The organism is Crocosphaera sp. (assembly GCF_030064895.1).
In the GTDB taxonomy this organism is placed as follows: domain Bacteria; phylum Cyanobacteriota; class Cyanobacteriia; order Cyanobacteriales; family Microcystaceae; genus Crocosphaera.
In genome coordinates this window covers 1-26,659 of sequence record NZ_JASJEB010000031.1, presented here as the reverse complement: position 1 = coordinate 26,659, position 26,659 = coordinate 1, and the positions used below count along the sequence as shown (strand labels likewise).

The 26,659-nt window shown below is 38.8% G+C and carries 30 protein-coding genes, 1 tRNA gene, 1 pseudogene and 1 other annotated feature; of the genes and pseudogenes, 7 read left to right on the top strand and 25 right to left on the bottom strand.

Annotated features, from left to right (window positions below):
• From QNJ66_RS10315 to QNJ66_RS10300, 4 genes and pseudogenes are all read left to right on the top strand, one after another.
• Window positions 1–696: pseudogene (locus QNJ66_RS10315) on the top strand (hypothetical protein); the annotation flags it as partial.
• A 307-nt stretch (window positions 697–1,003) separates the two neighbouring features.
• Window positions 1,004–2,419 (top strand): GAF domain-containing SpoIIE family protein phosphatase, encoded by a 1,416-nt coding sequence (locus QNJ66_RS10310; protein ID WP_300506082.1) that lies wholly within the window; start codon window positions 1,004–1,006, stop codon window positions 2,417–2,419.
• A gap of 362 nt (window positions 2,420–2,781) precedes the next feature.
• Window positions 2,782–4,170: an argininosuccinate lyase gene (gene argH, locus QNJ66_RS10305; protein WP_300506076.1), complete on the top strand. Its 1,389-nt coding sequence runs from the start codon at window positions 2,782–2,784 to the stop codon at window positions 4,168–4,170.
• Window positions 4,171–4,279: 109 nt separating this feature from the next.
• Window positions 4,280–5,308, top strand: coding sequence for a glycosyltransferase family 1 protein (locus tag QNJ66_RS10300; RefSeq protein ID WP_300506073.1), 1,029 nt, complete (start codon window positions 4,280–4,282; stop codon window positions 5,306–5,308).
• A gap of 97 nt (window positions 5,309–5,405) precedes the next feature.
• Here QNJ66_RS10300 and rplL read toward each other — a convergent pair whose 3' ends face one another.
• The 14 genes from rplL to QNJ66_RS10230 form a co-directional block, all read right to left on the bottom strand.
• A complete protein-coding gene (gene rplL, locus QNJ66_RS10295) occupies window positions 5,406–5,807 on the bottom strand; it encodes a 50S ribosomal protein L7/L12 (RefSeq protein ID WP_300506070.1) in 402 nt (133 codons plus the stop codon).
• Window positions 5,808–5,882: 75 nt separating this feature from the next.
• Window positions 5,883–6,449, bottom strand: coding sequence for a 50S ribosomal protein L10 (rplJ, locus tag QNJ66_RS10290; RefSeq protein ID WP_300506067.1), 567 nt, complete (start codon window positions 6,447–6,449; stop codon window positions 5,883–5,885).
• Window positions 6,450–6,471: 22 nt separating this feature from the next.
• Window positions 6,472–6,639, bottom strand: a sequence feature (ribosomal protein L10 leader region).
• Window positions 6,640–6,654: 15 nt separating this feature from the next.
• Window positions 6,655–7,374 carry a 50S ribosomal protein L1 gene (gene rplA, locus QNJ66_RS10285; RefSeq protein WP_300506064.1) on the bottom strand — a complete coding sequence of 240 codons (720 nt, stop codon included), beginning with the start codon at window positions 7,372–7,374 and terminating at the stop codon, window positions 6,655–6,657.
• Between the two features lie 57 nt (window positions 7,375–7,431).
• Window positions 7,432–7,857, bottom strand: coding sequence for a 50S ribosomal protein L11 (rplK, locus tag QNJ66_RS10280; protein ID WP_300506061.1), 426 nt, complete (start codon window positions 7,855–7,857; stop codon window positions 7,432–7,434).
• Between the two features lie 2 nt (window positions 7,858–7,859).
• Window positions 7,860–8,480: a transcription termination/antitermination protein NusG gene (nusG, locus tag QNJ66_RS10275; RefSeq protein WP_300506058.1), complete on the bottom strand. Its 621-nt coding sequence runs from the start codon at window positions 8,478–8,480 to the stop codon at window positions 7,860–7,862.
• A complete protein-coding gene (gene secE / locus QNJ66_RS10270) occupies window positions 8,480–8,707 on the bottom strand; it encodes a preprotein translocase subunit SecE (protein WP_300506055.1) in 228 nt (75 codons plus the stop codon). The genes nusG and secE overlap by 1 nt, the downstream gene beginning before the upstream one ends.
• A 185-nt stretch (window positions 8,708–8,892) precedes the next feature.
• Window positions 8,893–8,966: transfer RNA gene (locus tag QNJ66_RS10265), tRNA-Pro, on the bottom strand.
• A gap of 47 nt (window positions 8,967–9,013) precedes the next feature.
• A complete protein-coding gene (locus QNJ66_RS10260) occupies window positions 9,014–9,382 on the bottom strand; it encodes a DUF1818 family protein (RefSeq protein ID WP_300506052.1) in 369 nt (122 codons plus the stop codon).
• 34 nt (window positions 9,383–9,416) lie between these two features.
• Complete coding sequence (locus QNJ66_RS10255) at window positions 9,417–10,031, bottom strand: hypothetical protein (protein WP_300506049.1); 615 nt, start codon at window positions 10,029–10,031, stop codon at window positions 9,417–9,419.
• Between the two features lie 7 nt (window positions 10,032–10,038).
• Window positions 10,039–10,275 (bottom strand): DNA-directed RNA polymerase subunit omega, encoded by a 237-nt coding sequence (locus tag QNJ66_RS10250; RefSeq protein ID WP_300506079.1) that lies wholly within the window; start codon window positions 10,273–10,275, stop codon window positions 10,039–10,041.
• Window positions 10,276–10,356: 81 nt separating this feature from the next.
• Window positions 10,357–10,530 carry a hypothetical protein gene (locus QNJ66_RS10245; RefSeq protein ID WP_300506046.1) on the bottom strand — a complete coding sequence of 58 codons (174 nt, stop codon included), beginning with the start codon at window positions 10,528–10,530 and terminating at the stop codon, window positions 10,357–10,359.
• Between the two features lie 238 nt (window positions 10,531–10,768).
• A complete protein-coding gene (locus QNJ66_RS10240) occupies window positions 10,769–11,026 on the bottom strand; it encodes a hypothetical protein (protein ID WP_300506043.1) in 258 nt (85 codons plus the stop codon).
• A 201-nt stretch (window positions 11,027–11,227) separates the two neighbouring features.
• Entirely contained in the window at window positions 11,228–13,846 is a 2,619-nt protein-coding gene (gene cphA, locus QNJ66_RS10235) for a cyanophycin synthetase (RefSeq protein ID WP_300506041.1), read from the bottom strand.
• Window positions 13,847–14,080: 234 nt separating this feature from the next.
• On the bottom strand, window positions 14,081–14,944 hold the full coding sequence (locus QNJ66_RS10230) for a cyanophycinase (RefSeq protein ID WP_300506039.1): 864 nt from the start codon (window positions 14,942–14,944) through the stop codon (window positions 14,081–14,083).
• A gap of 197 nt (window positions 14,945–15,141) precedes the next feature.
• Here QNJ66_RS10230 and trmD point away from each other — a divergent pair, with 197 nt between their 5' ends.
• A complete protein-coding gene (gene trmD, locus QNJ66_RS10225; protein ID WP_300506036.1) occupies window positions 15,142–15,879 on the top strand; it encodes a tRNA (guanosine(37)-N1)-methyltransferase TrmD in 738 nt (245 codons plus the stop codon).
• A 36-nt stretch (window positions 15,880–15,915) separates the two neighbouring features.
• Complete coding sequence (locus tag QNJ66_RS10220) at window positions 15,916–17,823, top strand: FAD-dependent oxidoreductase (RefSeq protein WP_300506034.1); 1,908 nt, start codon at window positions 15,916–15,918, stop codon at window positions 17,821–17,823.
• A gap of 60 nt (window positions 17,824–17,883) precedes the next feature.
• Here QNJ66_RS10220 and QNJ66_RS10215 read toward each other — a convergent pair whose 3' ends face one another.
• From QNJ66_RS10215 to QNJ66_RS10175, 9 genes are all read right to left on the bottom strand, one after another.
• Complete coding sequence (locus QNJ66_RS10215; RefSeq protein ID WP_300506032.1) at window positions 17,884–18,180, bottom strand: acylphosphatase; 297 nt, start codon at window positions 18,178–18,180, stop codon at window positions 17,884–17,886.
• A 104-nt stretch (window positions 18,181–18,284) separates the two neighbouring features.
• A complete protein-coding gene (locus QNJ66_RS10210; RefSeq protein ID WP_300506030.1) occupies window positions 18,285–18,671 on the bottom strand; it encodes a cyclic nucleotide-binding domain-containing protein in 387 nt (128 codons plus the stop codon).
• 131 nt (window positions 18,672–18,802) lie between these two features.
• Window positions 18,803–19,093, bottom strand: coding sequence for a hypothetical protein (locus QNJ66_RS10205; protein WP_300506029.1), 291 nt, complete (start codon window positions 19,091–19,093; stop codon window positions 18,803–18,805).
• A 52-nt stretch (window positions 19,094–19,145) separates the two neighbouring features.
• The gene (locus QNJ66_RS10200) at window positions 19,146–19,790 is read right to left on the bottom strand and encodes a histidine phosphatase family protein (RefSeq protein WP_300506028.1); all 645 of its coding nucleotides are present in this window, start codon (window positions 19,788–19,790) and stop codon (window positions 19,146–19,148) included.
• Between the two features lie 61 nt (window positions 19,791–19,851).
• Window positions 19,852–20,490: a histidine phosphatase family protein gene (locus QNJ66_RS10195; protein ID WP_300506025.1), complete on the bottom strand. Its 639-nt coding sequence runs from the start codon at window positions 20,488–20,490 to the stop codon at window positions 19,852–19,854.
• A gap of 116 nt (window positions 20,491–20,606) precedes the next feature.
• Window positions 20,607–21,428, bottom strand: a complete 822-nt coding sequence (locus tag QNJ66_RS10190; RefSeq protein WP_300506023.1) for a tetratricopeptide repeat protein — start codon at window positions 21,426–21,428, stop codon at window positions 20,607–20,609.
• Window positions 21,429–21,509: 81 nt separating this feature from the next.
• Window positions 21,510–21,971 carry a CBS domain-containing protein gene (locus QNJ66_RS10185; protein ID WP_300506021.1) on the bottom strand — a complete coding sequence of 154 codons (462 nt, stop codon included), beginning with the start codon at window positions 21,969–21,971 and terminating at the stop codon, window positions 21,510–21,512.
• Window positions 21,972–22,420: 449 nt separating this feature from the next.
• On the bottom strand, window positions 22,421–23,158 hold the full coding sequence (locus QNJ66_RS10180) for an FkbM family methyltransferase (RefSeq protein WP_300506018.1): 738 nt from the start codon (window positions 23,156–23,158) through the stop codon (window positions 22,421–22,423).
• A 124-nt stretch (window positions 23,159–23,282) separates the two neighbouring features.
• Complete coding sequence (locus QNJ66_RS10175; RefSeq protein WP_300506015.1) at window positions 23,283–24,266, bottom strand: carbohydrate kinase; 984 nt, start codon at window positions 24,264–24,266, stop codon at window positions 23,283–23,285.
• 64 nt (window positions 24,267–24,330) lie between these two features.
• Here QNJ66_RS10175 and QNJ66_RS10170 point away from each other — a divergent pair, with 64 nt between their 5' ends.
• Entirely contained in the window at window positions 24,331–24,693 is a 363-nt protein-coding gene (locus QNJ66_RS10170) for a DUF2237 domain-containing protein (RefSeq protein ID WP_300506012.1), read from the top strand.
• A gap of 65 nt (window positions 24,694–24,758) precedes the next feature.
• Here the strand turns inward: QNJ66_RS10170 and QNJ66_RS10165 are convergent, their stop codons facing one another.
• Together QNJ66_RS10165 and QNJ66_RS10160 are read right to left on the bottom strand one after the other, a co-directional pair.
• Window positions 24,759–25,919, bottom strand: a complete 1,161-nt coding sequence (locus QNJ66_RS10165) for a nuclear transport factor 2 family protein (protein WP_300506009.1) — start codon at window positions 25,917–25,919, stop codon at window positions 24,759–24,761.
• Between the two features lie 85 nt (window positions 25,920–26,004).
• A complete protein-coding gene (locus tag QNJ66_RS10160) occupies window positions 26,005–26,490 on the bottom strand; it encodes a DUF4079 domain-containing protein (protein ID WP_300506006.1) in 486 nt (161 codons plus the stop codon).
• Window positions 26,491–26,659 lie beyond the last annotated feature (169 nt).

Below are 26,659 nucleotides of genomic sequence, written 5' to 3'. Positions count from 1 at the left end.
GAATTAAGTGAAGTTAGTGACGGCAATGCTTTAGAAGAATTAGCTGAATTACCAAAAGACACCGATGACTTATTGTCAGAGTTAGAGGAAGTTAGTAAGGACAATTCTCTAGAAGAATTAGCTGAATTTGAAAATGATACAGATAACTTCTTAGAAGAATTAGGGGTTACTTCAGAAGTTAATAAAGACACAATTGCTAATGATGATTTAGAATTATTTTCTTCTTCAGAAGTAGAAAATATTGATAATCTCATTCCTGATAATAGCAGTAGTGATGACAGTCAAGTATTAAGTAATTTATTCACAGAGCAAACAGAAAACGATGAGCAAGACTTCTTAGAAATGATGCCAACTTCTGCCGAAAAATCCCATCATTTACAAGAAACTATTGCCAGTGACGACAAAGATCCCTTTGCAGATATTTTTGAGTCCGATAGTGAAAATCATCAAGTTGATCCCGATGATCCCTTTGCCGAACTTTTAGGAGATGGAACAGAGACACCTGATGAAGACTTTTTGAACTTACTACAAGCTGATGATAACAGCAAACATCAATCCTCTGAATCACTGAACCAAGACAAAGATTCCGAATGGGGAGATATTTTTGAGGATACCAGCAACAAAAATGGTAACAAAGATAATCCCTTTCTAATGGAAGAAATGTTTGAAAAATCAAAAACTAAGACCTCTTCTTAATTTTCTAGAGAGCATAATTGATTTCTGGGGACTGGGTTCAAATCCAGTCTCCATATTTTTTGCCCTAAAAAAATAAAATTTTTAGATAAATACCTTGGCATATTTGTCAATTAAGGTTATCATTAACCAGCCCTGATTCAAGTAAAGACCTTTCAAATCTGGGAAAGTGAAACCTCTTGACCCCAGTATTTCCACTAAACTAGGGTCTGAGCCATAGAGAAACGAGCAATCCTCTTGAAAATTTCAGGGTCTTAGGATAAAGAAACTTAGTCTTAGCTGTTAATCAATGTCCTCATCTCCTGATATCATGACTGCTGTGTCACTAAAAAAACAGTCCCCTTCTAAAATGCACGGGTCAATTGGTGAATCATCCGCTGAATCCACACCAGTATTTGCTCTCAAAGAACTTGTGGCTAGTTTATATAAAGAACAAAATAAAGTCCAAAATTTATTAAGTTCTTTAGGGTTTGCTCTGCGAAGTTTTAATAATCTCAATCAATTTTTAGAACTGACTCCCTTAATGGCAGCACGAGTAACGGATGCTGACGGGAGTGCTTTAATGTTGTCAAAAAATGAGCATCAAATAAGACTTGAACAATTACATTGTCAAGACCATAAAATGGCTCAAGAAATTAGAGACACTATTACTGCAATTATTAATGAAAGTCATAGTGAACAAGTAACTCCAGCATTATCCCTCTCCTTAGACGAGAAAATTCGTCAAGCATTAGGGCACAAAATCCGCCTCTATAGCACCCCGATTTTGGTTAAAAATGTAGAGAGGGGCCGAATCTATGTCTTTAGTAGTGACCCCGAATATGTTTGGACCCAAACACGAAGAAAATTATTACAATTGGTAGCCGATCAAACCTCGGTGGCCATCGCTAATAACGAATTAACAGTAGAATTACGTTCCAAAGAAAGACAAGATCGAGAACTAGAAATTGCCTCAGAAATTCAGCTAAGGTTATTCCCCCGTCAATGTCCCGTTATCGATGGAATAGAATTAGCCGCCCGTTGTCAAACAGCTAACCGAGTGGGGGGAGATTATTACGATTTTATCCCTACTAATTACGACCAATTACGTCAAGATCAAGAAATAAAACCAGGTGATTCTGCAACTCTGGTTCCTTGGAGTATTGTTATTGGTGATGTCATGGGAAAAGGTGTTCCTGCTGGTTTAATTATGACTATGACCAGAGGAATGCTCAGAGCAGAAGTATTAAACCGCCATTCCCCTGCCAGAATTCTGCAACATCTCAATCGGGTTATGTACGCTGATTTAGATAATTCTCATCGGTTTGTGACCCTATTTTATTCGGAATACGATCCCCAAACAAAAATACTTTCCTATAGTAATGCAGCGCATAACCCCCCATTCCTCTGGCAAAAAGCTACTCAAACCATCGAAAAACTTGATACCGATGGGATGTTAATAGGTTTGGAGGCTAATTCTCAATACGAAGACGGACAAACCCAACTCAATTCTGGAGATATAATTCTCTACTATACCGATGGTTTTACCGATGCAGTCAACCAAAAAGGCAGTCGCTTTGATGAAGAAAACCTGATCAAAATCTTTGAAGAGGGATGTCAACGCTATGATAGTCCTCAAGACATTCTTGACTACCTGTTTGAGCAAATTAAAATATTTATTGGCTCAGGACACAATAATAGTGATGATATGACTTTAATTGTCATGCGGGTAAAATCAAATTCTTGAAAGTCTCTTTGTCCTAAACCATTCAACTATTCAAAGCTTCTGTATGCTGTTGTTTGAACCTACTATCCACCTAAATTTGCTTTCTGTTACCCTTTGGCTAGATCCTTCATCATTATTCGCTCACCCCTGGATAGAGATTAACCACTTATTTGCCCAGAAAATAGAAGATCCAAAGATAATTGAGACAATGCAAGACTCTTGGAAAAATTTTATTGAGTCGGGTCAAGTTTGGGCTTTAGGTATAGGATTTGTCCTTGGATATATCTTCCGCACTTTTACTTCGTGAACTGATATCTTGCAGTTTCGATGTTCATCTCTTAGCTGAACTCTAATTTTTATCTTTATTTTTACAAGGGTTGACCGTGATACAAAAAAAGACTTGGAGCGATCGTTTTGAAGGCAGTTTACACCCTGCCATTGTCGAATTTAATGCTAGTATTACCTTCGATATCGAACTGATTGAATACGATTTAACTGGTTCTATTGCCCATGCTAAAATGTTAGCTAAAACAGGTATTATTAGTGATTCAGAAGCAAAGGAATTAGTCAAGGGTTTAGAAACAATTCGTCAAGAATATCGGGACGGCAATTTTACCCCAGATATCGATCAAGAAGATGTTCACTTTGCTGTAGAAAGACGTTTAACAGAGTTAGTGGGAGATGTGGGTAAAAAGCTCCATACAGCCCGTTCCCGTAACGATCAAGTAGGAACGGATATCCGTCTCTATCTCAGGGAGCAAATTAAACAAATACGGCAGCAAATCAAGGAATTTCAACAAGTATTATTAACTCACGCTCAAGAAAACGTTGAAACCCTCATCCCCGGTTATACCCATCTTCAACGGGCCCAACCCATCAGCCTCGCTCATCATCTTTTAGCCTACTTCCAAATGGCACAACGGGACTGGGAACGTTTAGGAGAAATTTATAACAGAACAAATGTTTCTCCTTTGGGTTGTGGTGCGTTGGCCGGGACAACTTTTCCCATCGATCGCCATTATAGTGCAGAATTATTGGGTTTTGGGGAGGTTTATGGCAACAGTTTGGATGGAGTCAGCGATCGCGACTTTGCCATTGAATTCCTCAATGCAGCCAGTTTAATTATGGTGCATCTCAGTCGTTTAAGCGAAGAAATGATTCTTTGGGCTTCTAAAGAGTTCGGTTTTATTAGTTTAACCGATAGTTGTGCCACGGGATCGAGTATTATGCCGCAAAAGAAAAATCCTGATGTTCCTGAATTAGTAAGAGGCAAAGCAGGGCGAGTTTTTGGGCATTTACAGGGCTTGTTAGTGCTGATGAAGGGATTACCCCTAGCCTATAATAAAGATCTCCAGGAAGACAAGGAAGCCATCTTTGACGGGGTAAAAACAGTTAAAGGGTGTTTAGAAGCGATGACGGTGTTGTTGGGAGAAGGGATCAAGTTTCGCAAAGAAAGATTGAGTGAAGCAGTGGCCGAAGACTTTTCTAATGCGACGGATGTAGCCGACTATTTAGCAGCAAAAGGTGTTCCTTTCCGTGAGGCTTATAATTTAGTAGGAAAAGTGGTTAAAACCAGTTTAGCTGCCGGAAAATTATTAAAAGATTTGACATTGGAAGAATGGCAAGAATTACATCCTAAATTTGAAGCTGATATCTATGATGCGATCGCCCCTAAACAAGTCGTTGCAGCCCGTAATAGTTACGGTGGCACAGGGTTTGAACAAATTCATCAAGCCATTGAAAGGGCAAAAAAACAGCTTGAGTTATCTTAGATCAAGTTAGATAAAGATAAATTCTATTCTAGTTAACACCACTTCACACCACTTCGTAATAAGATGGGTGTGATAATCGGATTTGGTATTACACTACATACAGTTAAATATGAAAACTATCTATTTTTATGTTCCCAAAGGAACTATTGATAAATTACAATTTCTAGATGAGCTAAATCACTTAGAGTGGGAAAAAATTATCGAAATAAGGAAATTCTTATCTGGTAACTGTACTTCTTGGATTTTGACGACCTATTTTCACATGAAGCAAAATGGGTTTTCTTGTCAACTTATAGACTATATACCAGAATCAGGAATCTTAATTGCTGATCGCGATACTTTAGGTAATCAATATCCCTATTTCGGGAAAGTTATGCTAATTTGTGTCAAAGGTGATCGAGAATTTCATCCATCAGCACATTTACATATTGTTCAAAATCCTTTAGAGAGTCAAAACAAAAATAATAAACTGTGGAATCCTTATCATATCCCCATCTGGCCTCAAGTGAGTTTAATTCCGAGATCATCAGAACGGGGTTCTCTTGTGAAGAATATTGCTTTTATGGGTTCAAGAAGTAATTTCGCTGATGAATTTAAGTCTGAGCAATGGTTCAAAGCAATAAAAGAATTAGATTGTCAGTGGGAGCCAATGTTTAATCCTGATCAATGGAATGATTATAGCAATGTAGATGTTGTTATTGCGGTGCGAAGTTTTGATGGAAAAACTTATAAATACAAGCCAGCCAGTAAATTAGTCAATTGTTGGCACGCCGGTGTTGTTGGTATTTTTCCTCCAGAATCGGCATTTATGGCTGTCAAAAAGTCCGAATTAGATTTTTTAATTGTGAATTCTTTAGGGGAAACAATTGAAGCAGTAAAACGATTGAAAAATGATCCTAAATTATATTTGTCAATGATAGAAAATGGACAGAAAAGAAAACCAGAATTTAGTGAGGAAAGGCTCAACGAATATTGGAATAGCTTTTTTAACAATTATGTTTTTGAAGAGTATGAAAAGTGGTTGAAAATCACTGAATTTCAGAGAAGAACTGATTTTATAAATCGATATATTAGGCTCAAATTAGATAGAACAAAGAAAAGAATAAAGAGACGAGTTGGGATAAAGGATCTTGATTAACTTCCAAGTTACAAGATGAACTAAAATGGGAAAAAAGCATAAAATAAGCCCCTACTTGTTACAGTAGGGGCTTTTCAAACAGCTTAATGAGAAGAAATTACTTCAGGCTGACTTTTGCACCAGCTTCTTCGAGTTTCTTCTTAGCTTCTTCAGCATCGTCTTTTCCTGTGCCTTCTTTAATAGCCTTAGGTGCAGACTCAACCATATCTTTAGCCTCTTTAAGACCTAAACCAGTGATAGCCCGAACTACCTTAAGAATGGCAATTTTCTTATCACCGGGAACCTCTTCGAGAACCACGTCAAACTCAGTTTTCTCTTCTTCAGGCTCAGCCGCAGCACCACCAGGTGCAGCACCACCAGGTGCCATCATCATCATGCCACCAGAAGGAGCAGAGGCACTTACACCAAAAGCTTCTTCAATTTGTTTAACTAACTCAGACGCTTCTAAAAGGGTCAGAGATTTTAGCTTTTCGAGAATTTCATCGGTTGCAGCAGACATAACTTAACTCCTTGAAAATAAGTGAAAAAAGTGGATAATTGAACAAACAAGATAGATAAATTGGGGAATGAGCTTTTAACCATTCCCTTCTTCTTTGGCCGCCATAGCCGCCATAACACGCCCAAGAGAGTTGGGGATGTCGTTGATACCCCGTCCCAAAGAACTCGGCACTTCGTTGACCCCAACGGCCAATTTGGTAGCGATAGAATTGATTGCTCCGGCTACTTGTCCGATTAGTTCTTCTTTTGACGGTAAATCAGCGATCGCCTTAACCTGCTCTTCGTTAAGGGCTTGTCCTTGCATGACACCACCGCGAAACTCGGTTTTTTTGGTATCTTTTTTAAAGGACTGATAAGCCCTAACTGCGCTACCTACGTCATCTTTGACTAAAACAAAAGCCGATGTCCCTTTTAAAAAAGTAGTTATCGGTTCCCATGCCTCATCACCGGTCACAGCTTGTTCCATAAAGGTGTTTTTAGTCACCTTACAGATAGCTCCACTGGGTCGAAGACGGTTCCGTAGATCAGTGATTTCAGCAACAGATAGACCTTGATAATCAATAACAATGCCTAATTGTGCCTCACTCAAGAGTTCCTTGAGATCAGCGATCACCGCCGCTTTATTTTCCCTGGTTCTTCCCATTCTGCTCTCACCTCCTTAATTTTGGGAAAAAAATAAACCCCTAGCAATTTGCCGGGGCTGAAGTCGAATTACACCACAAAAATCATAGAAAAATCCACAATTTTTACAATGTTTTTACTTCAGGCTTCAACCTCGGCAGGATATTTAAGCAAGTTGCCCCTGCTGTCTTAGGTGTAAACCAAAGTTACACTTTTTAGTTGTTAGCTTAACTGCCTTCTGCGAGGTTTAAATCTCGTAAGGCACTAATATCGACTTGAATCGAGGGTCCCATTGTAGCAGAGACAAAGATACTACGCCAGTAGCGACCTTTTGCCCCAGAGGGACGTTGTTTGTCGATAGTTTCTTGTAAGGCTTTTAGATTAGCCAGCAAGTCTTCGGGGGAAAATGATGCCTTTCCAAACATAACATGAACAATGCCTGTTTTATCAGCCCTAAATTCTAATTTCCCTGCCTTAAATTCATTAATAGCGGTTTCCAGATCAGCCGTGACGGTTCCCCCTTTAGGAGAAGGCATTAAACCACGAGGACCGAGTAAGCGTCCTAATTTAGCCACTTTAGGCATCATATCAGGGGTGGCAATTAAAACCTCGAAATCCATCATTCCTTTTTGGATTTCATCAATTAATTCTTCGGAACCAACCAAGTCAGCGCCGGCGTTACTGGCTTCTTGAACTTTTTCCCCTCTGGCAATGACAGCCACTCTAATTTCTTGCCCGGTACCTTTGGGAAGAGAAACAGTTGTCCGTAACTGTTGGTCGGTATATTTGGGGTCGATACCAAGACGAATATGGGCTTCTGCTGATTCGCTAAATTTAGCTGTAGCGGTTTCTTTGAGGAGTGTTAAGGCTTCTAAAGGCTCATAAACTCGCTCTTGGTCGATCTTTGATAAGGCTTCTTTGATTCGTTTTGAGAGTTTTTTACGCATAGTTCCTCCTGGGGTACTAACGAAGCTTAGCTTCTCCCTCCTGGGTTAATTTTACAATTAATCTTTGATGGTAACACCCATGTTACGGGCGGTTCCTTCTACAATATTCATGGCTGCGTCAATGTCGTTGGCATTGAGATCCGGCAGTTTGGTTTGAGCGATTTCTTTGAGTTGATCACGGGTGATACTGCCTACCTTTTGGTTATTGGGTTGGGCTGATCCTTTTTCGATGCCGGCTGCTTTGCGAATTAATACAGACGCTGGAGGGGTTTTGAGGATAAAGGTAAAACTACGATCCTCAAAAACCGAAATCTCTACAGGAATAACCATTCCTGCTTTATCGGAGGTTTTGGCGTTGTATTCTTTACAAAAGGCCATGATATTAACCCCGTGTTGACCCAAGGCGGGACCAACAGGAGGGGCAGGGTTAGCCTTTCCGGCAGGAAGGGCTAGTTTAATTAAGGCAACAACTTTCTTGGCCATCGCTAATTTTGCTTCTCAACTTGGTTAAATTCGAGTTCAACTGGGGTATCTCGTCCGAAAATGGACAACAATGCCCTCAGTTTGTTGCGTTCGGAACTAACCTCCACCACTTCTCCTTCAAAATCTTTAAATGGGCCTGAGAGTACCAGAATTTTGTCGCCGATTTCCATATCGATCTTAACAAGGGGTTCTGGCTGTTCTGCCTGGCGAAAGATTCTTTCTACTTCTGAAGGACTCAAAGGAAGAGGTTTAACGTGACCACGGCCTCTACCATAAGCCCGCCGTTGTTCTGAACCCACAAAGTTGATAACGTTGGGGGTATTTTTCACCACTAACCAAGCATCATCATCCATAATCATCCTGACTAATACGTAGCCAGGAAAAACTTTTTCTTCCAATTGTTGACGGCTTCCGTCTTTACGGACTTTTACCGTTGGCGTTTTGGGAATCTGAATCTGTAGGATTCGATCCGCTACATCTAGGGTTTGAATCCGTTGTTCTAGGTTGTTTTTGACTCGCTTTTCACAACCAGAAGCTACCTGCACGGCATACCACCGCGGCACCAATTTGGGTTTTTCTTGTTGCTGTTCTGGTTCGGATGCGTGATCGTGAGCAAAACTCATTAAAATACCTTCCCGGATCCCCATGAAAATAGGTTATCTACAAGATAAATAACAGTAGCTACCAGACTAACCATTAAAATAACTGCGGCTGATTCGCTTAAGAGTTGCTGTCTTGATGGCCAAACGACTTTAGCCAGTTCTTCTTTGGTCTCAACCACAAGATTATTGGTTTTGGTTTCGCCTTTGGTTTGTTTTGTATCTTTTTTAGAGCCTTCTTGTCTAACCACGGTGATCTCTTCTCAACATAAAATTACAGTATGTGACTACTGCACTGGATTTTTGAGTGATGACTGGGGTAATCTCTCCAGTTGAACTCGAACTATAAGTATAACCTAGAATTTAATCTTTTGTTACTGATTTGTTAAAATTAGGGTTAAACGCAAGATAAATTTATCTTGCTTTCCCCATTGAATCGGAGCGGCGGGATTTGAACCCACGACCCCTACTACCCCAAAGTAGTGCGCTACCAAGCTGCGCTACGCCCCGATATTCACAGATTTCTATCATACACCTATTGTCTTGAAAAAGGCAAGTCAAAATGTGTTTAATTTTTGCATTTCTTCATATAACTCACTCACAACCTCGGCCGGCCAATTTCCTTCACACCTACGACCTTGATTTAAAATCACCCTCAAGGAATAACTTTGGGGAAACCCCTCTACTTCCAACCACAATAATTCACTTTCTGCCTCACAAGCTATTCTTTCTTCTTCCATCAATTCTTCAGCCATTACCTTCATTGTTGTGGCTAGTTGCTCAAATAAACGACAAAAATCGGCAAATTCTGCCGATTTTAACTCTATAGCCCAATCTTCTCCTCCTATTAAACCAGGATAAGCAATGGATTTTGTATTCCATCCTAGTCGCCATCCTGTCCCTTTTTTGAGTATGCGATCGCCCATTTTTATCAATTAATAATTAATAATTAACACTTATTTAAGGTGTAAGTAGTTGCGCATCACCAGGTCGAGACAAACCCGGAGTTTCGGAAGTAGATTCTGGGGACGATGTCCCTTCTGTTTCGTTGGGAACACCCTGATTAGTCGTGGTTTGTGGTTGAGGGTTATAAATTTCAACTAATAGGTCTACTAACTGTTGACGTTGACGACGACTTAGTTGACGCATAACTTCGATATCTTTTGTTAGGGGATTACTTGTTAAGGTAGATCCTGGGTAGTTTGATTCTCGAATAGACTGATTTACCCCTAAATAATCTGCTATAGTTACTTTCCAGTCTAAAGGGTGTTGGGGAGAACGTCGTTTAAAGTCCTTGTGGTAACGGATAAAACGACCCATTAATGTATGATTAGGGTTTATTTCTCCCGTTTCAGCACTATAATAGTCATTTTCTTTGGGAAGTTCAGGTAATCTCTGATAAATAATCTCTGCTGCTTGTTCAGGTCGAAGATTTTGACCGTAAACACTTTTTATACTCCAACCTTGAATTTGACTGAAGTTAAGCTGCATTACTCCCCAACTGACACTCAGACTGAGGAGAAAAACCCCTAACCATTTTTGGTTTTTCCTTGAGAGGACAAGTGTTTTTCTCATCGTTTTTTTAGGATCTCACATCACTGATAATTTCTGGCTGAGTTAGCTCATCAGACATTTCAATGATGGCACGGACAGCCGGTTTCATGTGAGGATCATCAATACTATCAAAATCTTCATAACGACGACGTTTGGCGCGACTAGCCACTTGAACGGTGATACGATAACGGTTGGAGGCTGCGTCTAATAATTCTTGTGCGCGATACATAACCTGAGAAGACTCAAAAGCATGTTTTTTCTGCATCATTATATTTTTCCTGTGTATTGTGTGTTGGGTTCTATACATACAACAGCCTAACAAAATTTGCTGTTGCATTTGACTTGGTTAAGAGATGAAGTTACGTTGATTAATCAGAGAAATAGCGCGGGTCACACTTTCGGGAAAGACAATAACGAAACCTCCTTTATCGTTGTCTTCTTTGACAATAATGCGCTCGAACACCCGAGCAGCAATTTGACCTAAAAGAACTAAATCTTCATCCTCTACATCTGTTGTCATTGCGCTAAACATTCTTTCTGTTTTGAATCATGTTACCAAAAAAATGATTTTTACTGTTAGACACACATTTTTACATTTTTGTCAATATAAATTCGTATGTGCTTTAATACTAACTTGATACATTTGCTCAAAATAGAGTCAAAAAGTGAGTTTAAACCAGTCAAAATACTAAGAGGATAACGAAGTGATTAGGGTTAGAGACTCGTGTTTTAGAACTAGATATACGTACTGTAGATGTTTATTCTTGATCATCATACCATAAAGGCGGTAATTCGTTTCCCAAGTTACCTGAGAAGAAATATCCAGAAATTCCAGCAAAACTAGCTGCTAGAAACCTAACAATTGCAAGAGTTCCATCATTCATTATACGTGGGTTAAGTACCATAACAATTAAAGTTATCAAAACGACACTAGCAAATGCTAATGCAATTCCACGTTCGGCAGATGAAATATGATTGTGAATATTATTATTTTTATAAAATTTTTTTTTGCTCATATACTCAAAGTGTTATATATGTATAATCACTAGCTAGACTATTGCTTTCTTCAAGTTATACCGTTTTCATGAACTGAGACTACAGATGTTAAGGTTGTAGGGGTCAACGGCCGTTGACCCCTACGAGGATGTGTAGCTTAACTTTAGGAAACTGGTATTAATAAGGAAAGAAATTGAAACTAGATTTAGTGGGGGAGTATCTCAAACAGACTCTCGTTGCTTAATCAGAGAAATAGCCCTGGTAACACTTTCAGGAAAGACCACAACTAACCCTCCTTTCTCCACCTTATCTAAGCCGTAATTGATCGCTTCTGTCTCATCCAAAATAGCTTCATAATAGGCTTGAGAGTTTTCCTGTAAAATACCTTTAATAATGAGATCCGCAGCCTCACCACGATCGCGGCCTCGTTTATCATCGTCTTCTTTGACAATAATGCGATCGAAGACCCTAGCAGCGATTTTACCTAAGAGGACTAAATCTTCATCACGGCGATCGCCGGGACCTCCTACTACCCCTAACCTTTGTCCTTGCCAGTTTTTAACAAACTCTCCCACTGCTTCGTAACCTGCTGGGTTATGGGCATAATCTACTAAAGCGTGATGGTCTCCTAAATTAAAGAGATTCATGCGTCCGGGGGTTTGTTCTGCTGATGCGGTAAAAGTCCTTACCCCTTGTCTAATATCTTCGATATCTACTCCTTGAGAAAAGGCCGCCAGACAAGCGGCCAAGGCGTTAGCTATCATAAAGGGTGCCATTCCCCCCATAGTCATCGGTATATTAACCGCTTCTTCGATTCTCAGGGTAAATTGTCCTTCTAAAATGGAAAGATAGCCATTCTCATAAACCGCTGCCAAACCATCTCGACGTAAATGGTTCTGGATAATTTCGTTGTCAGGGTTCATGGAAAAATAAGCTATTTTGCCTTTGACTTTTTCAGCCATAGCTGCTACTAAGGGATCATCCGCATTCAGTACCGCGTGACCTTCTGGATGTACCACCTCAGCAATAACCCCTTTGACCTGAGCCATTTGCTCGATGGTGTTGATGTCTCCTAAACCCAAATGATCGGCGGCCACGTTCAAAACAATACCCACGTCACAACTATCAAAGGCCAAACCCGATCGCAGTATGCCACCCCTAGCACTTTCTAAGACTGCCACTTCTACGGTGGGATCTTTCAAGATCATCGAGGCACTAAAAGGCCCGGTATTATCTCCTTTTTCTACTAAATAGTCCCCAATATAAACACCATCTGTACTGGTATAACCCACAACTTTACCTGTTTGACGGTAAATATGGGCGGTTAAACGGGTGGTAGTTGTCTTGCCATTGGTGCCTGTAATGGCGACTATGGGGACTCGACTGGGTGTCTCGGGGGGAAATAGCATATCCATGACTGGGGCGGCTACATTGCGCGATAACCCTTGAGAGGGGGCGACGTGCATCCGAAACCCGGGGGCTGCATTGACTTCTACAATCACCCCGTCTACGTCTCTGACGGGTTTGCTGATATCTGGGGTTACTACATCAATACCCATTATGTCAAGGCCAATTATTTTGGCTACTCGTTCGGCCATCCAGAGGTTTTCCGGGTGGACCTCGTCGGTGCGATCGATGGCGATGCCACCGGTACTGAGGTTAGCTGTTGCCCGTAAATAGGCTATTTCTCCTTTATTTAAGACTGTTTCTAGGCGTAATCCTTGTTTTTCGAGGACAGCTAAGGAAGTTTTATCAACTTTAATCTTGGTTAAAACGTTATCGTGTCCTTCTCCTCGTCTGGGATCTTCGTTGGTGATGGAGATCAGTTCTTCGATGGTGTGTTGATCATCTCCCACCACATGGGCAGGAACCCGTTCTGCCACTGCGACTAATTTACCGTTAATAACCAATAAACGATGATCGCTGCCTTGATAAAATCGTTCCACAATAACTGTGCGAGTTTTCGACTCTTTGCTGGCGATATCGTAGGCTTCTTTTGCGTCTTCCCAACTGTTAACATCGATGGTGATGCCCCGGCCATGATTACCGTCTAGGGGTTTAAGGACGATGGGATAGCCCCCTACATCGGCGATCGCACTTTCTAGTTCTTCAAAAAATTGGATGCTGGTGCCTCTGGGAACGGGAACACCGGCATCTTGGAGGATGGTTTTGGTGCCTTCTTTATCACAGGCTAATTCTACGGCTAAAATACCGGAATATTCGCTGAGGGTGGCTTGAATGCGCTTCTGATGTACCCCATAACCTAACTGTACCATTGCCCTGGCACTGAGGGGCATCCAAGGGATATTTCTGGCTTCAGCTTCGGTAACGAGGGTTTGGGTAGAAGGTCCTAAAGCTGCATTGGCCTGTAAATCTCTGAGATCGCTAAGGTCTTGTTCTAGTTCTTTGGGGGGGTAGCTTCCTGTCTCAACGATGGACTGACAGAGACGAACTGCTGCTCTTCCTGCATAACGGCCTGCTTGTTCATCGACATATTCAAAAACGACGTTATAGACCCCGGGTGTAGCGGTTTCTCTGGTACGACCAAACCCCACGGGCATTTTGGTTAATTCTTGTAATTCTAGGGCGACATGTTCGATAATATGCCCCATATAAGTGCCTTTTTTCACTCTTTCCAAAAAGCCCCCCCGATGGCCAGGAGAACAATAATGTTCGACTAAGCTAGGGAGGATATCAACTAAGCCCTCGTAGAAGCCAGGAATCTCGTTTGAGGGTCTTTCTGCTAAGTTCTCCAAGTCGAGGCGCATAACAATTAGTTTTTTGCGCCTAATACTCCAATAGTTGGGGCCGCGTAGGGTCAGGGTCTTTAATATTTTCATACTCGCCGTTTCTCTAAAAAAGCACGCTTGAGGACACAAAAGCCATCCACTAATGATCTTCTCGTTTCATTAGGGTGAATAGCTGTTCAGATTGAACAGTTTTTATCAATTAATCATTAACAATTGATTAATTCAAGGTTTTAAACTTCCTATTAAGAGGTGAAAAATCCCAGAAATTCTCTATTTCCAATCCTCTCACTTTGCCAGGAGAGGTTATTGTTTATTATCAATTGTTTATTGTATTGGACTACTGATTTTCGCAATACATTGATGTTGATGGAGATGATAACAGTCTCCGTGGGATAAAATGTTGACTTTGAGGTTATGGAGACTTAACGGGTCTGTGGCCGAAATGTCTCCTTGGTTGGTGTAGGTCATGTCTCGACCATCAACAATGGTAACTGTTCCTTTGCCAACGATGCGCATGAGACCATCTCTCTCAAACAGGGCGCAGGTGTCCTCGTCGATACCGATGCCGAGTCTTTCGGGGTGAGTTGATAAGGCACTTAATAAACGGGACATTCGGTTGCGGTTATGAAAGTGCTGATCGACAATAATCTCGGGAATAATACCTAGTCCCATGGCCATATCCACTAAGGCTCTGTTGGGAGATTCTCCACTGCTACCCCCGGCAATCATGTGATGTCCCATCACAGCAGCCCCGGCACTGGTTCCTCCTAAAGAGATTTCACCGAGTTGTACCCGTTGTCGTATCCTTTCCATCAGGGGGGTGTCAGCCAACAGGCCACACAGTCTAAGTTGATCTCCTCCTGTCATAAATACGCCGGTACATTCTTCAACGTATTCCTTAAAGTAGGTATCATTTCCTTGGTCGCGATCGCGTATGTCTAAAACTTTAACGTATTTCGCTCCCATTTCTTCAAAGATACTCTGGTATCTTTCCCCGATTAATACTGGTTCTCTCGAGGCAGATGGAATAATGGCTATGGTAGCATTGGTGCCACCAGAACGAAACCAAAAGGTGTGCAGAATTTCTTTACCATGCACTTTGTCTTCTGCGCCACCAATAACTAAAATGGCTGTGGTTGTGGTTTGGGACATGGGGCTTGCTTGGGATTGAGTGTCTAATTGCAACATAATCTTATCTTTTTAGCCAAATAAGGTTCGGTACTTTCGCGCTTGTTAGTCATAATAGGGATTAAGGGTAGATTATGCCAACGTTAAGCCTTGGTACTTACTCAATTTTTGGCCCCGTTTCTGTAATCCATTCTAAGCTAGAGTAGCCTCGGAACAGTAAAATTAATATTATTTTTGTAAGTTTATACGGATTGGTTGTGAATATTGATGTCATTACTTTGTTTCCTGATTTTTTTACCTCCGGCTTAGAGTCTGGTTTGTTGGGTAAAGCTTTGGCTAAGGCCATCGCCACGGTTAACTTGGTCAACCCCCGTGATTTTACGGTTGATAAGCATCATCGGGTGGATGATATCCCTTATGGGGGTGGGGTAGGGATGGTTTTGAAACCGGAACCTATTTTTGCGGCGGTTAATTCTTTGCCTCGTTTATCGAGTTCACAGGTTATTTTGTTAACGCCTCAAGGTTCACCTTTAACTCAAACCACTTTACAGGATTTAGCGACCCATTATCAACAACTGATCTTAATTTGTGGTCATTATGAGGGGGTTGATGAGAGAGTTCGTTATTTGGCAGATCGAGAAATTTCTTTGGGAGATTTTGTTTTAACCTGTGGAGAAATTCCTGCTTTGGCTTTAATTAATGGGGTGGTTCGTTTATTACCTGGAACGGTTGGTAAGGAGGAATCTTTGAAAGCTGAAAGTTTTGAAGATGGTTTATTAGATTATCCTCAATATACTCGTCCTGCTGTTTTTCAAGAGTGGGAAGTTCCTGATGTTCTTCGGTCAGGAAATCATCAATTAATTGCTCAATGGCGACGAGATCAACAGATTAAAAGAACTCAAAAACGTCGTCGGGATCTCTGGGAACAATGGGTTAAGGAGAAGAGTTCGGAGTTCGGAGTTGGGAGTTCGGAGTCTGATAGTAGTAATGATTAATTTAATTATCAATTAGTTCTATATTCTACATTTTTTATGTTTTCTCGTCGTACTTTTCTTAAGGTTTTGGGAATTGGAGGTTTAGGTAGTTTAATTGCTTATTCTCGGTTTAGAAAGCCATCTCCTTCTTTTTATCAACAAGATAGTTTGATTTTACCTTATGGTTTAACTAATCCTAAATCTGTGGTAGTTATCGGTGCTGGTTTGGCTGGTTTGGCTTGTGCTTATGAGTTAAGTAGCCGAGGTTTTGCTGTAACTTTATTGGAAAAGTCAACTAATTTAGGTGGAAAAATAGCCAGTTGGAAGATTAATATTGGTGATAATAGTTTCAAGATGGAACATGGTTTTCATGGCTTTTTTCCTCACTATTATAATCTCAATAAAATTGTTTCTGAATTAAACATAGAAAATAATTTTCGCTCTTTAGGGTTTTATTCTGTTCTCTTTTCTGAGGAAAAATATAATTATAAACCGGAGAATTTTTATCCTAGTCATTCTGCTTTTCCCTGGAATATTATGGATCTTGCTGTTTGGTCAGATAATCGTTTTGATTGGGGCATTAATATTAGTAAGTTGTCCCATTGGCAGGTATTTAAAGAAATTGCAGGGTTTAAAATGCCTGATAGTTTTCAAAGGTTAGATCACCTCTCGGTTATTGATTGGTCAAAAATCGGTTTTCCTCAAGGACTTTATGATTTATATTTCTTACCTTTTGCTCGCTCAACTTTAAATGCACCTGATACTTTAAGTGCAGGAGAATTATTACAATTTTTCCATTTCTATTTCTTTGGCAACCCCGAAGGTTTAGCTTTTAATGGCACAAGAGATGATATGGGAAGCAGTTTAGTTGAACCGATTATTACTAATATTAAAAAGAATCAAGGTAATGTCATAAAAAAAGCACACATTAGTAATATTATCTTTCAAAAAAATACAATCACATCTATTAACTATCAACAAGGAAGTGAAGTAATTAATATCCCTTTTAAGGTGAAAAAAAATAAGATTTTATGTAGCAGTAATGAAACCTATTATGGGGATAGTGATCGCTTATTTTTAGAGACTGATGAAACAGTCATGGGTTTAACTTGTACTCATCAAGGTTGTACGGTGAAAAAACAAGAAAATGGAACATTTTTATGTCCTTGTCATGGTGCAGTTTATGATAAAAATGGCAAAGTAATAAAAGGGCCAGCAAAACAAGATTTAGCCCATTATAAAATTGTAGAAAAAGACGATAATTTCGTTGAATTAGTGAGTCAAGAAGCTGAAGAAAATATCAATAATAAAATCTTAAAAGCAGACTATTATGTTATCGCTACTGATGTTCCAGGAATACGTCATTTATGGACAAAAATAGAAGGAGGAAATAACGATATTTTAACACAAAAAATTGAACAATTAGCTGTTGCTGATCCCTTTGCAGTTGCTAGGTTTTGGTTTGATCAAAATTTTGAGTGGGAACATAGTAATTTTACTTCGCTTTCTGGTTACGATCTCACCGATAGTATTGCGTTATATCATCGCATTCAAACCCAGTTTATTGAATGGTCTAAAAAAACAGGAGGAAGTGTAGTAGAATTACACGCATATTGTTACAAAGAAAAAGACTTTCCTACCCAAGAAATTTTATTACAAACTTTTGAAAAAGAATTATATGAAGTTGTCCCTCAACTATCAAAAGCTAACCTATTACACAAAGAATTAGTTAATCAAAAAAACTTCTCTGGTTATCCTCCCAATAGTTATGAAAATCGTCCAGATACCGTTACAGATATTGATAACTTATTTTTTGCAGGAGACTGGGTGAAAATGCCCTTTCCCTGTGGTTTAATGGAAAGAGCAGTAAGTAGTGGTTTATTAGCTGCTAATGCTATTTTAGAAAAAGAAGGTTTACAAAGACGGACATTATTAACTGTTAATCAAGGCATCAGATTGATTTAACAGTGTTAAACCCCTACGGAAGCAAAAAAATGTTATGGTTTGGGGGTTTGTTATGGTGTCTCAAATAGTTTCTCTTACCTCAAAACTTTGATATATTTGAGGTTCTAATCTTTCTACAGTTACATCTGTTACCTTGGAACTTCTCGGCCCTTGATGACACCATTGCAACATCTTAGTAATTGGGGGTTCTGTGCCTGAAAAAATGGCTTCTACACGCCCATCAAGACGATTTCTAACCCATCCCCTAACCCCTAACTCTTGAGCTTTCTGTACCGTAGAATAGCGGTATCCTACACCTTGTACTTTGCCAGTAATAAAAACACGGACACAGACAATATTAGAATTAGAATGGGTCATTTCATTTAACATTTATCATTTATCATTCGTTTGGAAGTAGACTTGAAACCAAAATGTTCAATGTTCAATGTTCAATGTTCAATGTTCAATGTTTGGTCACTGTTTTAAATATTTCCTAAAGCATCCAGAACCTTTTTTAAACGACGATGACGATCAGAATAACTCCTCATAACTTCTAAAGCAAACATCGGGGTTTGTTGAACAGCAAATAAGAAATGTTCTCGGTCTAAAAGTGCTAGTTTAGAGTCAGTTTTAGCAACAGCAGTAGAAGCGCGTAAGTGATTTTCATGAACTAAAGCACCTTGTCCAAAAACATCCCCTTTTTCAATGGTTTCAATGACTTTGCCATCGATATACATTTCTATTTCCCCTTCAATGATGCCATACATCACTGTTCCTTGGTCTCCATTTTTGAAAATAGTATCTCCTTTAGAGAAGGTTTGTTCTGGTTGAGATTCAAATAATTTGATAGTTTCAACAGGACTTAACATAGGTTTAACCACTCGTTTGATAATGAATAATAGAAAAGTAGAATGTAGAATACAGAATCTAGAATAATTATCAAAAATAAATTCTAAATTCGCGCATTCTAAATCCTGACTATTAAGTAAACTAATGTTTACTATTTCTTCTTAAACTCAGCGATCATTTTTTCGGTGTGTAAAACGGTATCAACAGTGGATATGGCATTATTTAAAACATGAAAGAAGGTGATTTTATCTTCGATTTCACGTAATTTATCGTGTATTTCTGCCGTTTTACTTTCATCTGCCATTGACTCAAGTTCACTAATTAAATTGCCTTTGGCGATTTTGTAATAAGATTGTAAATCTCGGAAATGATTGTGCATTTCTGTGGCAATAGATAGGACAGAATGTTCTTTAATGGCAAATTCTGGTCTTTTATTCTCCATGTTGATTAGTCTAAGGATAGGATAAATTATCTGTTATTGATTTTAACTCTATTTAGGTGCTAGGTAAGGCACGTAAATAACTATTGAGGTGAGAGCGATCGCCAATAAAATGAAATAAAGGTCCACTGGCGGTTAATTCTACTAAACTCACCGCAGCAACGGACATCAAAAAGCGATCGCGGTAATATTTAATATCAATACCCAGTAAACCACACAACATAATACGGATGGTGGCTTTATGGGAAACAATTAAAATATTACCATTGTTATGATTCCCTTGGATCTCTTCTAGAACTTGGGAACTGCGACGGGCAATATCGATCCCTCTTTCCCCGTCTGGCGGTGCATTCCAAGCCGGATCGGTCAACCATTTGACGTAGAGATCGTGATAGTCGCGATCGATGTCTTTGGGGTGCATTCCTTCCCATTGACCATAACCGATCTCTTGCAGTCCTTCCCGCAACTGCATAGAAACCCCTATTTTTTCGCAGAGGGGTCGAATTGTCTCTCTAGTGCGATACAAAGGACTAACGTAGATAGCTTTCCAGGATACATGGGCGTAGGAATCGGCGAATGCCTGAGCCATTTCGTAGCCTTCGGGGGTTAATCCTGGATCGTTTTCTATTTTGCCGCAATATCCTCCTGTTTTACTGTAGGCGGTTTGTCCATGACGGAGAAAATAAAGTCTTAAACCCATTTTTAAAACAGTTATCAGTTATCAGTTATCAGTTACCAGTGTTAAAATAGTTATCTTTAATCTAGGTTCCGTGGCGTTGTCTTAATTCTGTTCTCAGATGAGAGCGATCGCCCATAACATGAACTAATGGCCCGTGTTGGGCCATTTCGACGATGCTAACGGCGGCCACGGACATTCCAATGCGATCGCGGTAGCGGCCAACATCAACACCTAAGAGGGAACATAAAATAATGCGGAGGGTGGCTTTATGGGAAACTACCAAAACATTCCCTGTTTTATGGGTATTTTCGATTTCTTCTAGAACTTCTGAACTGCGACGGGCGATATCGATCCCCTTTTCTCCGCCGTTGGGACTATTCCAACCGGGATCAGCTAACCAGCGTACATAGTCATCATGAAATTCTTGGTTAACTTGATCTGGGGTTTTGCCTTCCCATTCCCCATAATAAATTTCTTTGAGGCCGTTACGGAGTTCCATATTTATTCCTAAGCGATCGCACAAGGGTTTGGCTGTGGCGATCGCTCGTTTCAAGGGGCTACAATAGACGGCTTTCCAAGGAATCTCGTCATAGGTTTTGGCAAAGTCTTCTGCCATTTCTATCCCAGAAGGGGTTAATTCAATATCTAACCGCCCGCAATAGGTTCCTGTTTGGGAAGATGTGGTTTCTCCGTGTCTGAGAAAATAAAGTTTAAGACTCATTGATAATTAACAATTAATAATTAACAATTAACAATTGTAACAATTAACAGTTAACAATTGATTAATTCAAGGTTTAAAACCTCTTCCATCTTGCACTGTACTTTGTTCAAGTCTAGTTAGTCTCTCCCTCTTAAAATCGAGCCGTTGTTATAAGAACGGGGGATTAATTTACTGGGTTTTTCTTTTTCTATTTCTATTATTTTTCGTTCTAATTGATCAACTTCTCTTTGTAATTGATTGATACGGTTTTGTAATGTGGATATGGTTCTTTGATTACGTTGATCGCTGTTTCTTTGTAAGGCCATCATTTGCGATCTTAAGGCGTGTTGTTGCCGTTGTAAGGTATCAAATTCTTGGCTAAAACTTTGTTCTAGTAGTTCTATTTCTGAGGGCTGCTGCCACCATGAGGGTAGGGCCTCTCCTAACAAGAAAACACCTCCTATGCCCACACATATTCCCCCTAAACCGACTCCAAGAGCGGTAAATATACGGGTACGCCATTTTATGGTCTGGGAGAGTTTAGCCAGCAAATTCAGGGCTTCTTGGCAATCGGGTTTAATGACTAAACACTGCCGAATTCTCAAGCGGATGTTTACTTCATCGTCTTTGCGATGATGTACCTCCCATCTTCCCATCTGTGCTGAGGCTAAACTAACTAACATATCTAAGTTAGAGGGGTTAAAAGCCACGGCTTCTTGTAATTCAGCGATCGCATCATTCCAATGTTTTAAGCGCATATAACCTTGGGCGCGAACATAGTGATCGTGGGATTGTTTTTGTGCTGCTTGTATTTCTTCTGGTTCAATACCCAACTCAGCAGCAATATTTTCTAGTTCTTCGGTTGTTGGAATTCGTTGACTCGATTGACTCCATTCTGTCACCCGTTGGATATAGTTATTGATGACATTATTGGAGACACTGGTGGTCATTTCTGTCATTTTTTCCCATCCCTTTGCTATTTTTTGCTGTTTTTATCCATTAGACAAAAAGAGGCTGATAATTGATTCTAATTGTAACAATTATTCTTGAGCCATGGTGCGAATAATGTCTCCTTGAGTCAAAATACCAATTACTTTGGTATTATTTTCATCTATGACGGGTAAACGGCGAATTTTCTTTTCGTGCATAATATGTGCCGCTTCTTTTAGAGATTGTTCGCCTTTTATGGTAATCGGTTTATCGCTCATCACTTCCCCTACAGTTTGCCCTAAGGCTTTATGAATTTCTTTGTCATAACGGGCAGGATTTTGCAGATAAATGACGCTATCGAGAATCATGATATAAGGAGGCGGTTCCACACCTGTTTCTTGCCACATTAAATCCGTTTCAGAAATTACTCCTAAGAGTTTGCCATTTTCATCGACAACCGGTAAACCACTAATTCTTTTTTCTGCTATGATCTTTACTGCTTCTGATAAAGGGGTTTGTGGAGTAACGGTGATGGGGTTTTGGGTCATTATTTGGGCAACCGTTTTGGCCATGTTTCACCTGAATAACTGTTGGATTACTTATTTATTTTTATTTTAAGGCCAAAGGGGAATATTAGACTCGTTAGTTTAACCTCTACAAAAATTTGATGATGGTAATTAAGAGTCTAGCAATTATAAAATATTATCAGCTTCTGTAATGTTTACTAGAATTTTTCTTAAGATTAAAGAGTCAATAAGACTTCGTTTTTAGCCATATTCCACCTAAATAACTTTTGGGAAGATCCAAGTAAATAATCATCCAGCCTTAGTTATGTTATGAACTGGTGGAAAATAGGGATCTCTGGTATGAAGGCTGGATGATTATTATTCTGGAAGTCCCTTGGATTACTTGTCCATTAGTTCATGTGTATGCTTGAAGTTCCGGACTGATAGACCCGTCACTTTAAGCTCTACAAAAATTTGATAATTGCAATCAAGAATCTAACATTGATAAAATGTTATCAGCTTCTATAATGTTTATTAGAATTGTTTTTATAGTTTTTTTTGAATGACTCATGGATATAAAAATTATCTAATTCAGGTATAATTTTAACGAGTATATAGTTATTTTTAATTAATATGTTATGTAGTACGTCACTGGGTCTTTCTATTGTTAAAGCAAGAAAAATATAATCTTCAAAAGGAAAATTCTTGAGAATTCTTGTTTCAGCACCTTCCACGTCTATTGATAAATAGTCTATAATTTTAGGGGCTTTGTATTTTTGCAGTATACTTTCTAAAGTTGTGGTTTTTATTTTTTTTATATCTGACTTGGAGAACATTTTTTCCGACCAGCCATAACTATCTAAAATCCCTCCTTTCTCATTATTAAAAACAAAATTAACTTCACCTTCTTGGGAATCTAGACATACATTTAAACAAATAGCATTTCTATTAAGCTTTAATTCTTTAAAATAGTTGGGGTTAGCTTCTATACAAATCCCTGTCCATTGATAACATTTCTCTAATAAATAAGTATTATTTATAGCAATGCCATCAGATGAACCTATTTCAAGGAAGTAACCTTTTCTCTTTTTAAAAAATACTTCATTAATTACCCAATAATCTTGTCCTTCTTGTGAGATACTTTTACACTTTTTTAATCTATATTCGCGATAATTTCGATAAAAATTGGTATCTTTGAGGTATTCTTCTATTTTAGTTGGTAAGACTGCTTTTAAAGCCTTGGTGATATCCATTAACCTTTTTCCTAAAAACTATAGTGTGGACAATCGTAACACATGATTGGACTCTTTTCTATTTATCTATTTAAAACGCAATAGAGTTGATATTTCTATAAGTTCAATATAAAGTTTTGTTATATTAGTTAATTGTCTTGCTTCTTTCTAGCCACTGTTTAACTGTTTCTTTACTAGGTTGGGCTGCGATCGCACCTGGTTTTATGGTGGTTAATGCTCCGACGGCGTTACTATAAATTATTGCTTGTTTGGCCATTTTTGCGTTGTTTAATATTTCCTCTTCATAGCAACAACATTGAGATAAAAATCCTGCTACAAAACTATCTCCGGCTCCTGTGGTATCTATTACTTTAACGGAAAATCCTGCTACTGTTCCTTTATTTTTTCCTAGATAATAATGACATCCTTTTTTACCTAATGTGACTAAAACACCTTTAACTTTAGGAAACTTTTCAGCTATTTTTTTAGCATCTTCTGTCTTAAATAACCAATGAGCTTCTTCTTGAGAACATTTAATAAAATCTGCTAATTCTAAAACTTGTAAAATCAAGGGTTTTGCTGTCTCTATATTTTCCCAAAATACGGGTCGCCAATTCACATCTATGAAAATTTTAAGTTGATATTTTTTAGCGAGTTTTATGGCTTTGAAAATAGCTTGCTGACTTTGAGAATAAGCAAGTGCTAAAGTTCCCATTACTAAATATTTTGCCTGAGCAAATAAGGATAATTCTAATTTTTGATGATCCAATTTAGTATCAGCAAATTCATCAGTTTTAATCTGACCAAAACCAGCAAATTTACGCTCTCCTTGTTGAGAACGAGTGACATAAACTTGTCGAGTTGGGGCGGTTGGATGATGTTGTATTCCTCTTACATCAACATCTATGTTTTCTAGAATTTCAACTAATTGTTTGCCTGCTTGATCCCCTCCAATACAACCAATAAAAGCAGAGGGAATCCCCAATTTAACTAAACCACAAGCAACATTAGCCGGCGCACCTCCTGGATAAGCTGTCCATGATTTAACTTCTTTTAATTCTTTACCTAGTTGATCTGCAAGACAGTCAAAGAGTATTTCACCAATACAAATTATTTGTGGATGATTCATGAGTTTTTAATGTTAAGATAAATTTTGAAGTTATCAATAAAAAATATCAGAAGAATATTAAGCTATGATAGAAGGAAAAAATGTTTTAGGAAGCGATTTACAACTCTGTTGTAGTAACCCCATGACTGGTTATTATCGTGACGGTTATTGTCGTACAGGAGGGCAAGATTTTGGGGTTCATGTGGTATGCTCTCAAATGACGGCTGAATTTTTAAGTTTTACTAAGCAGCAAGGAAATGATCTCAGTACCCCTATTCCTGCTTATGATTTTCCTGGGTTAAAACCAGGCGATCGCTGGTGTTTATGTGCTTCTCGCTGGAAAGAGGCAAAAGATGCAGGGGTGGCACCTCCAGTCATTTTAGAAGCAACTCATATTCGAGCATTAGAAGTGATTTCTTTGGATGAATTAAAAGAGTATGCTTTATAAATAGATAATGGATAATAGGCAAATTAATAATCACTGTTCACTGGTAACGGGTAACTGCTAACTGTTCACAAGATTAACCAAAAAGCAAGACCAAAGAAAGGGATAAATCTTAAGGGACGTTGTGGACTATTACGAGGGATAATTGCACTCATTAAGATCACTTGAAAAATTGCAAATAAGAATATATCTACTGCAAAAGCAATAACCACACGACTGCTGTGTAATTGTGCCATAAAATAGGCAATTCTTTGATTAATATCGCCAAATTCTGGCCGACCAATAAATAGCCAAACAATGGCAATTACTCCTACAATTAATCCTATATAGCCGAAACTACGTTCTAATATTCCTTTCTTTGCTTCTTCTATTGTTTCTAACTTTGGTTGTTTAAATCTAAATGCCATATAAGGTAAAATAAAAACATTAGTTAGAAACATAGATACACTCCAAAGGGCAAATTTTGGAAAATCTCTAACCCGTTTATCTGCTAATAATAAAGGCAGAAACATAAAGATCCAAGCTTCAGCAAAGTTAAATTGTGCTTCGATCGCAGGATGAACTACGGGAGATTCCATGGAGGAAATTCCTAAACTATTGAGAATGGGTAAAATAAAGAAAAAATTGAGGGATTCGCTGATAACTTCTTGAGTTGTTTCTGGTTGTATTGCCCAAACTGGTTCCCCTGGTAAAAGAAAGTTAGGAGAGGATAATAGTAAAATATAAACATAAGTTCCGGCTAGAAACCAGAAAATTTTTGATAAGATTAGTTGGGGTTTTTGGGGGTTAGAATCTTCTTTTAAAAATATTCTAATTAAAGGAGTAACTAAACGAATAATTAAAAAAGATATTTTTCCTGGTTTTAGGGGAGGTTCGACAATATCTCTGGCAAAAATGAGTTTTCCTGTGGTTTCTGAAATACGATAAAAACTAACTCCTCTGCCATTTGGTAGAGGAATATTATCTAATTCAACGTGCCATAAAATGCCTACTTTTAAAGGATCTTCTGTGGTTATTTCATCGATAATAAATTTAAGATCATCAGGAACATTATCACAGGATTCTTGAAAGAGATGCTTAACCTCATTTTTACCTTGAAAGGGCTGAGAAAAGTTCATATCTTCGTAAAGACAATCATCATCAACCCATTGCATTGCTTGCTCAATATCTCGGTTATTAATGGCTTTATAAATGGATTCAATGACATCTTTTGCTGTTTTCTGGATCATAAAAATTAATACCCATTAATAATAAAAAACCGGCTTCCTTCAAGTTTAAGAAACCGGAAAAATAAGTGATCTACAATCAAAAACTTTATAAAGAAAGTCCCAATTTTAATCCTAAAATACCATGAGCAATAAACACAATGGCAACCACAGCCCCTAAATAAGCATGAAAGGTACGATAAGCTTCTTTTTGATCACCACCAAAACCAATTAAAGGAGTCATCGCACTAACGGCCATTAAACCAAGTGCGCCTGTACCTGTCCAAAAATGACCACTACTCAAAAGAGCATGGTTTTGCATCACCAAGGATAACACGCCTCCGGTGTATCCTAAAGCTACGAACAGAAAAACCCAAGGAGCTAACTGAGTGTGAGACGCACGAGTTTTTGATACAACTTCAGGATCAGTTGCGAAACGACTACGCCAACCCATGTAAGCAGTAACACTACCCATTAGTAAAACCACAATTCCCATCATAACTGGGTGTCCCCAATGGACAATGGGTTCTGGTACGCCTAAACTACGGAACCAAGCGGCCAGAGGTTCTAAAATATTTGCAAGTTTGTCTCCCATTTTCTTAATCCCTTAGCATAATTTTTTTACAGCAACTATTATAATTATAATGAACTACCCCAACTTTTGAGAAGTTGGGGTTTCTAAAGACCCCAAACTTTTCTTATGTTGTTGAGATTTTTGTCGCTTCATCTCCCCAAGTTGCTTCATAGAGCCAGTATGTTTACGA

Bases quoted from the DNA above. Each gene is read 5' to 3' on its own strand.
- cphA (WP_300506041.1), bottom strand. From the start codon at position 13,846: ATGAAAATATTAAAGACCCTGACCCTACGCGGCCCCAACTATTGGAGT.
- QNJ66_RS10165 (WP_300506009.1), bottom strand. From the start codon at position 25,919: ATGATCCAGAAAACAGCAAAAGATGTCATTGAATCCATTTATAAAGCC.
- QNJ66_RS10200 (WP_300506028.1), bottom strand. From the start codon at position 19,790: ATGGGTTTAAGACTTTATTTTCTCCGTCATGGACAAACCGCCTACAGT.
- QNJ66_RS10255 (WP_300506049.1), bottom strand. From the start codon at position 10,031: ATGAGAAAAACACTTGTCCTCTCAAGGAAAAACCAAAAATGGTTAGGG.
- rplA (WP_300506064.1), bottom strand. From the start codon at position 7,374: ATGCGTAAAAAACTCTCAAAACGAATCAAAGAAGCCTTATCAAAGATC.
- QNJ66_RS10210 (WP_300506030.1), bottom strand. From the start codon at position 18,671: ATGTTAAGTCCTGTTGAAACTATCAAATTATTTGAATCTCAACCAGAA.
- QNJ66_RS10250 (WP_300506079.1), bottom strand. From the start codon at position 10,275: ATGCAGAAAAAACATGCTTTTGAGTCTTCTCAGGTTATGTATCGCGCA.
- QNJ66_RS10190 (WP_300506023.1), bottom strand. From the start codon at position 21,428: ATGACAGAAATGACCACCAGTGTCTCCAATAATGTCATCAATAACTAT.
- QNJ66_RS10170 (WP_300506012.1), top strand. From the start codon at position 24,331: ATGATAGAAGGAAAAAATGTTTTAGGAAGCGATTTACAACTCTGTTGT.
- rplJ (WP_300506067.1), bottom strand. From the start codon at position 6,449: ATGGGAAGAACCAGGGAAAATAAAGCGGCGGTGATCGCTGATCTCAAG.
- QNJ66_RS10310 (WP_300506082.1), top strand. From the start codon at position 1,004: ATGACTGCTGTGTCACTAAAAAAACAGTCCCCTTCTAAAATGCACGGG.
- QNJ66_RS10205 (WP_300506029.1), bottom strand. From the start codon at position 19,093: ATGGAGAATAAAAGACCAGAATTTGCCATTAAAGAACATTCTGTCCTA.
- QNJ66_RS10195 (WP_300506025.1), bottom strand. From the start codon at position 20,490: ATGAGTCTTAAACTTTATTTTCTCAGACACGGAGAAACCACATCTTCC.
- QNJ66_RS10245 (WP_300506046.1), bottom strand. From the start codon at position 10,530: ATGACAACAGATGTAGAGGATGAAGATTTAGTTCTTTTAGGTCAAATT.
- QNJ66_RS10215 (WP_300506032.1), bottom strand. From the start codon at position 18,180: ATGACCCATTCTAATTCTAATATTGTCTGTGTCCGTGTTTTTATTACT.
- QNJ66_RS10260 (WP_300506052.1), bottom strand. From the start codon at position 9,382: ATGGGCGATCGCATACTCAAAAAAGGGACAGGATGGCGACTAGGATGG.
- QNJ66_RS10220 (WP_300506034.1), top strand. From the start codon at position 15,916: ATGTTTTCTCGTCGTACTTTTCTTAAGGTTTTGGGAATTGGAGGTTTA.
- QNJ66_RS10230 (WP_300506039.1), bottom strand. From the start codon at position 14,944: ATGTTGCAATTAGACACTCAATCCCAAGCAAGCCCCATGTCCCAAACC.
- rplL (WP_300506070.1), bottom strand. From the start codon at position 5,807: ATGTCTGCTGCAACCGATGAAATTCTCGAAAAGCTAAAATCTCTGACC.
- QNJ66_RS10300 (WP_300506073.1), top strand. From the start codon at position 4,280: ATGAAAACTATCTATTTTTATGTTCCCAAAGGAACTATTGATAAATTA.
- QNJ66_RS10240 (WP_300506043.1), bottom strand. From the start codon at position 11,026: ATGAGCAAAAAAAAATTTTATAAAAATAATAATATTCACAATCATATT.
- QNJ66_RS10160 (WP_300506006.1), bottom strand. From the start codon at position 26,490: ATGGGAGACAAACTTGCAAATATTTTAGAACCTCTGGCCGCTTGGTTC.
- QNJ66_RS10180 (WP_300506018.1), bottom strand. From the start codon at position 23,158: ATGGATATCACCAAGGCTTTAAAAGCAGTCTTACCAACTAAAATAGAA.
- QNJ66_RS10175 (WP_300506015.1), bottom strand. From the start codon at position 24,266: ATGAATCATCCACAAATAATTTGTATTGGTGAAATACTCTTTGACTGT.
- QNJ66_RS10185 (WP_300506021.1), bottom strand. From the start codon at position 21,971: ATGGCCAAAACGGTTGCCCAAATAATGACCCAAAACCCCATCACCGTT.
- rplK (WP_300506061.1), bottom strand. From the start codon at position 7,857: ATGGCCAAGAAAGTTGTTGCCTTAATTAAACTAGCCCTTCCTGCCGGA.
- nusG (WP_300506058.1), bottom strand. From the start codon at position 8,480: ATGAGTTTTGCTCACGATCACGCATCCGAACCAGAACAGCAACAAGAA.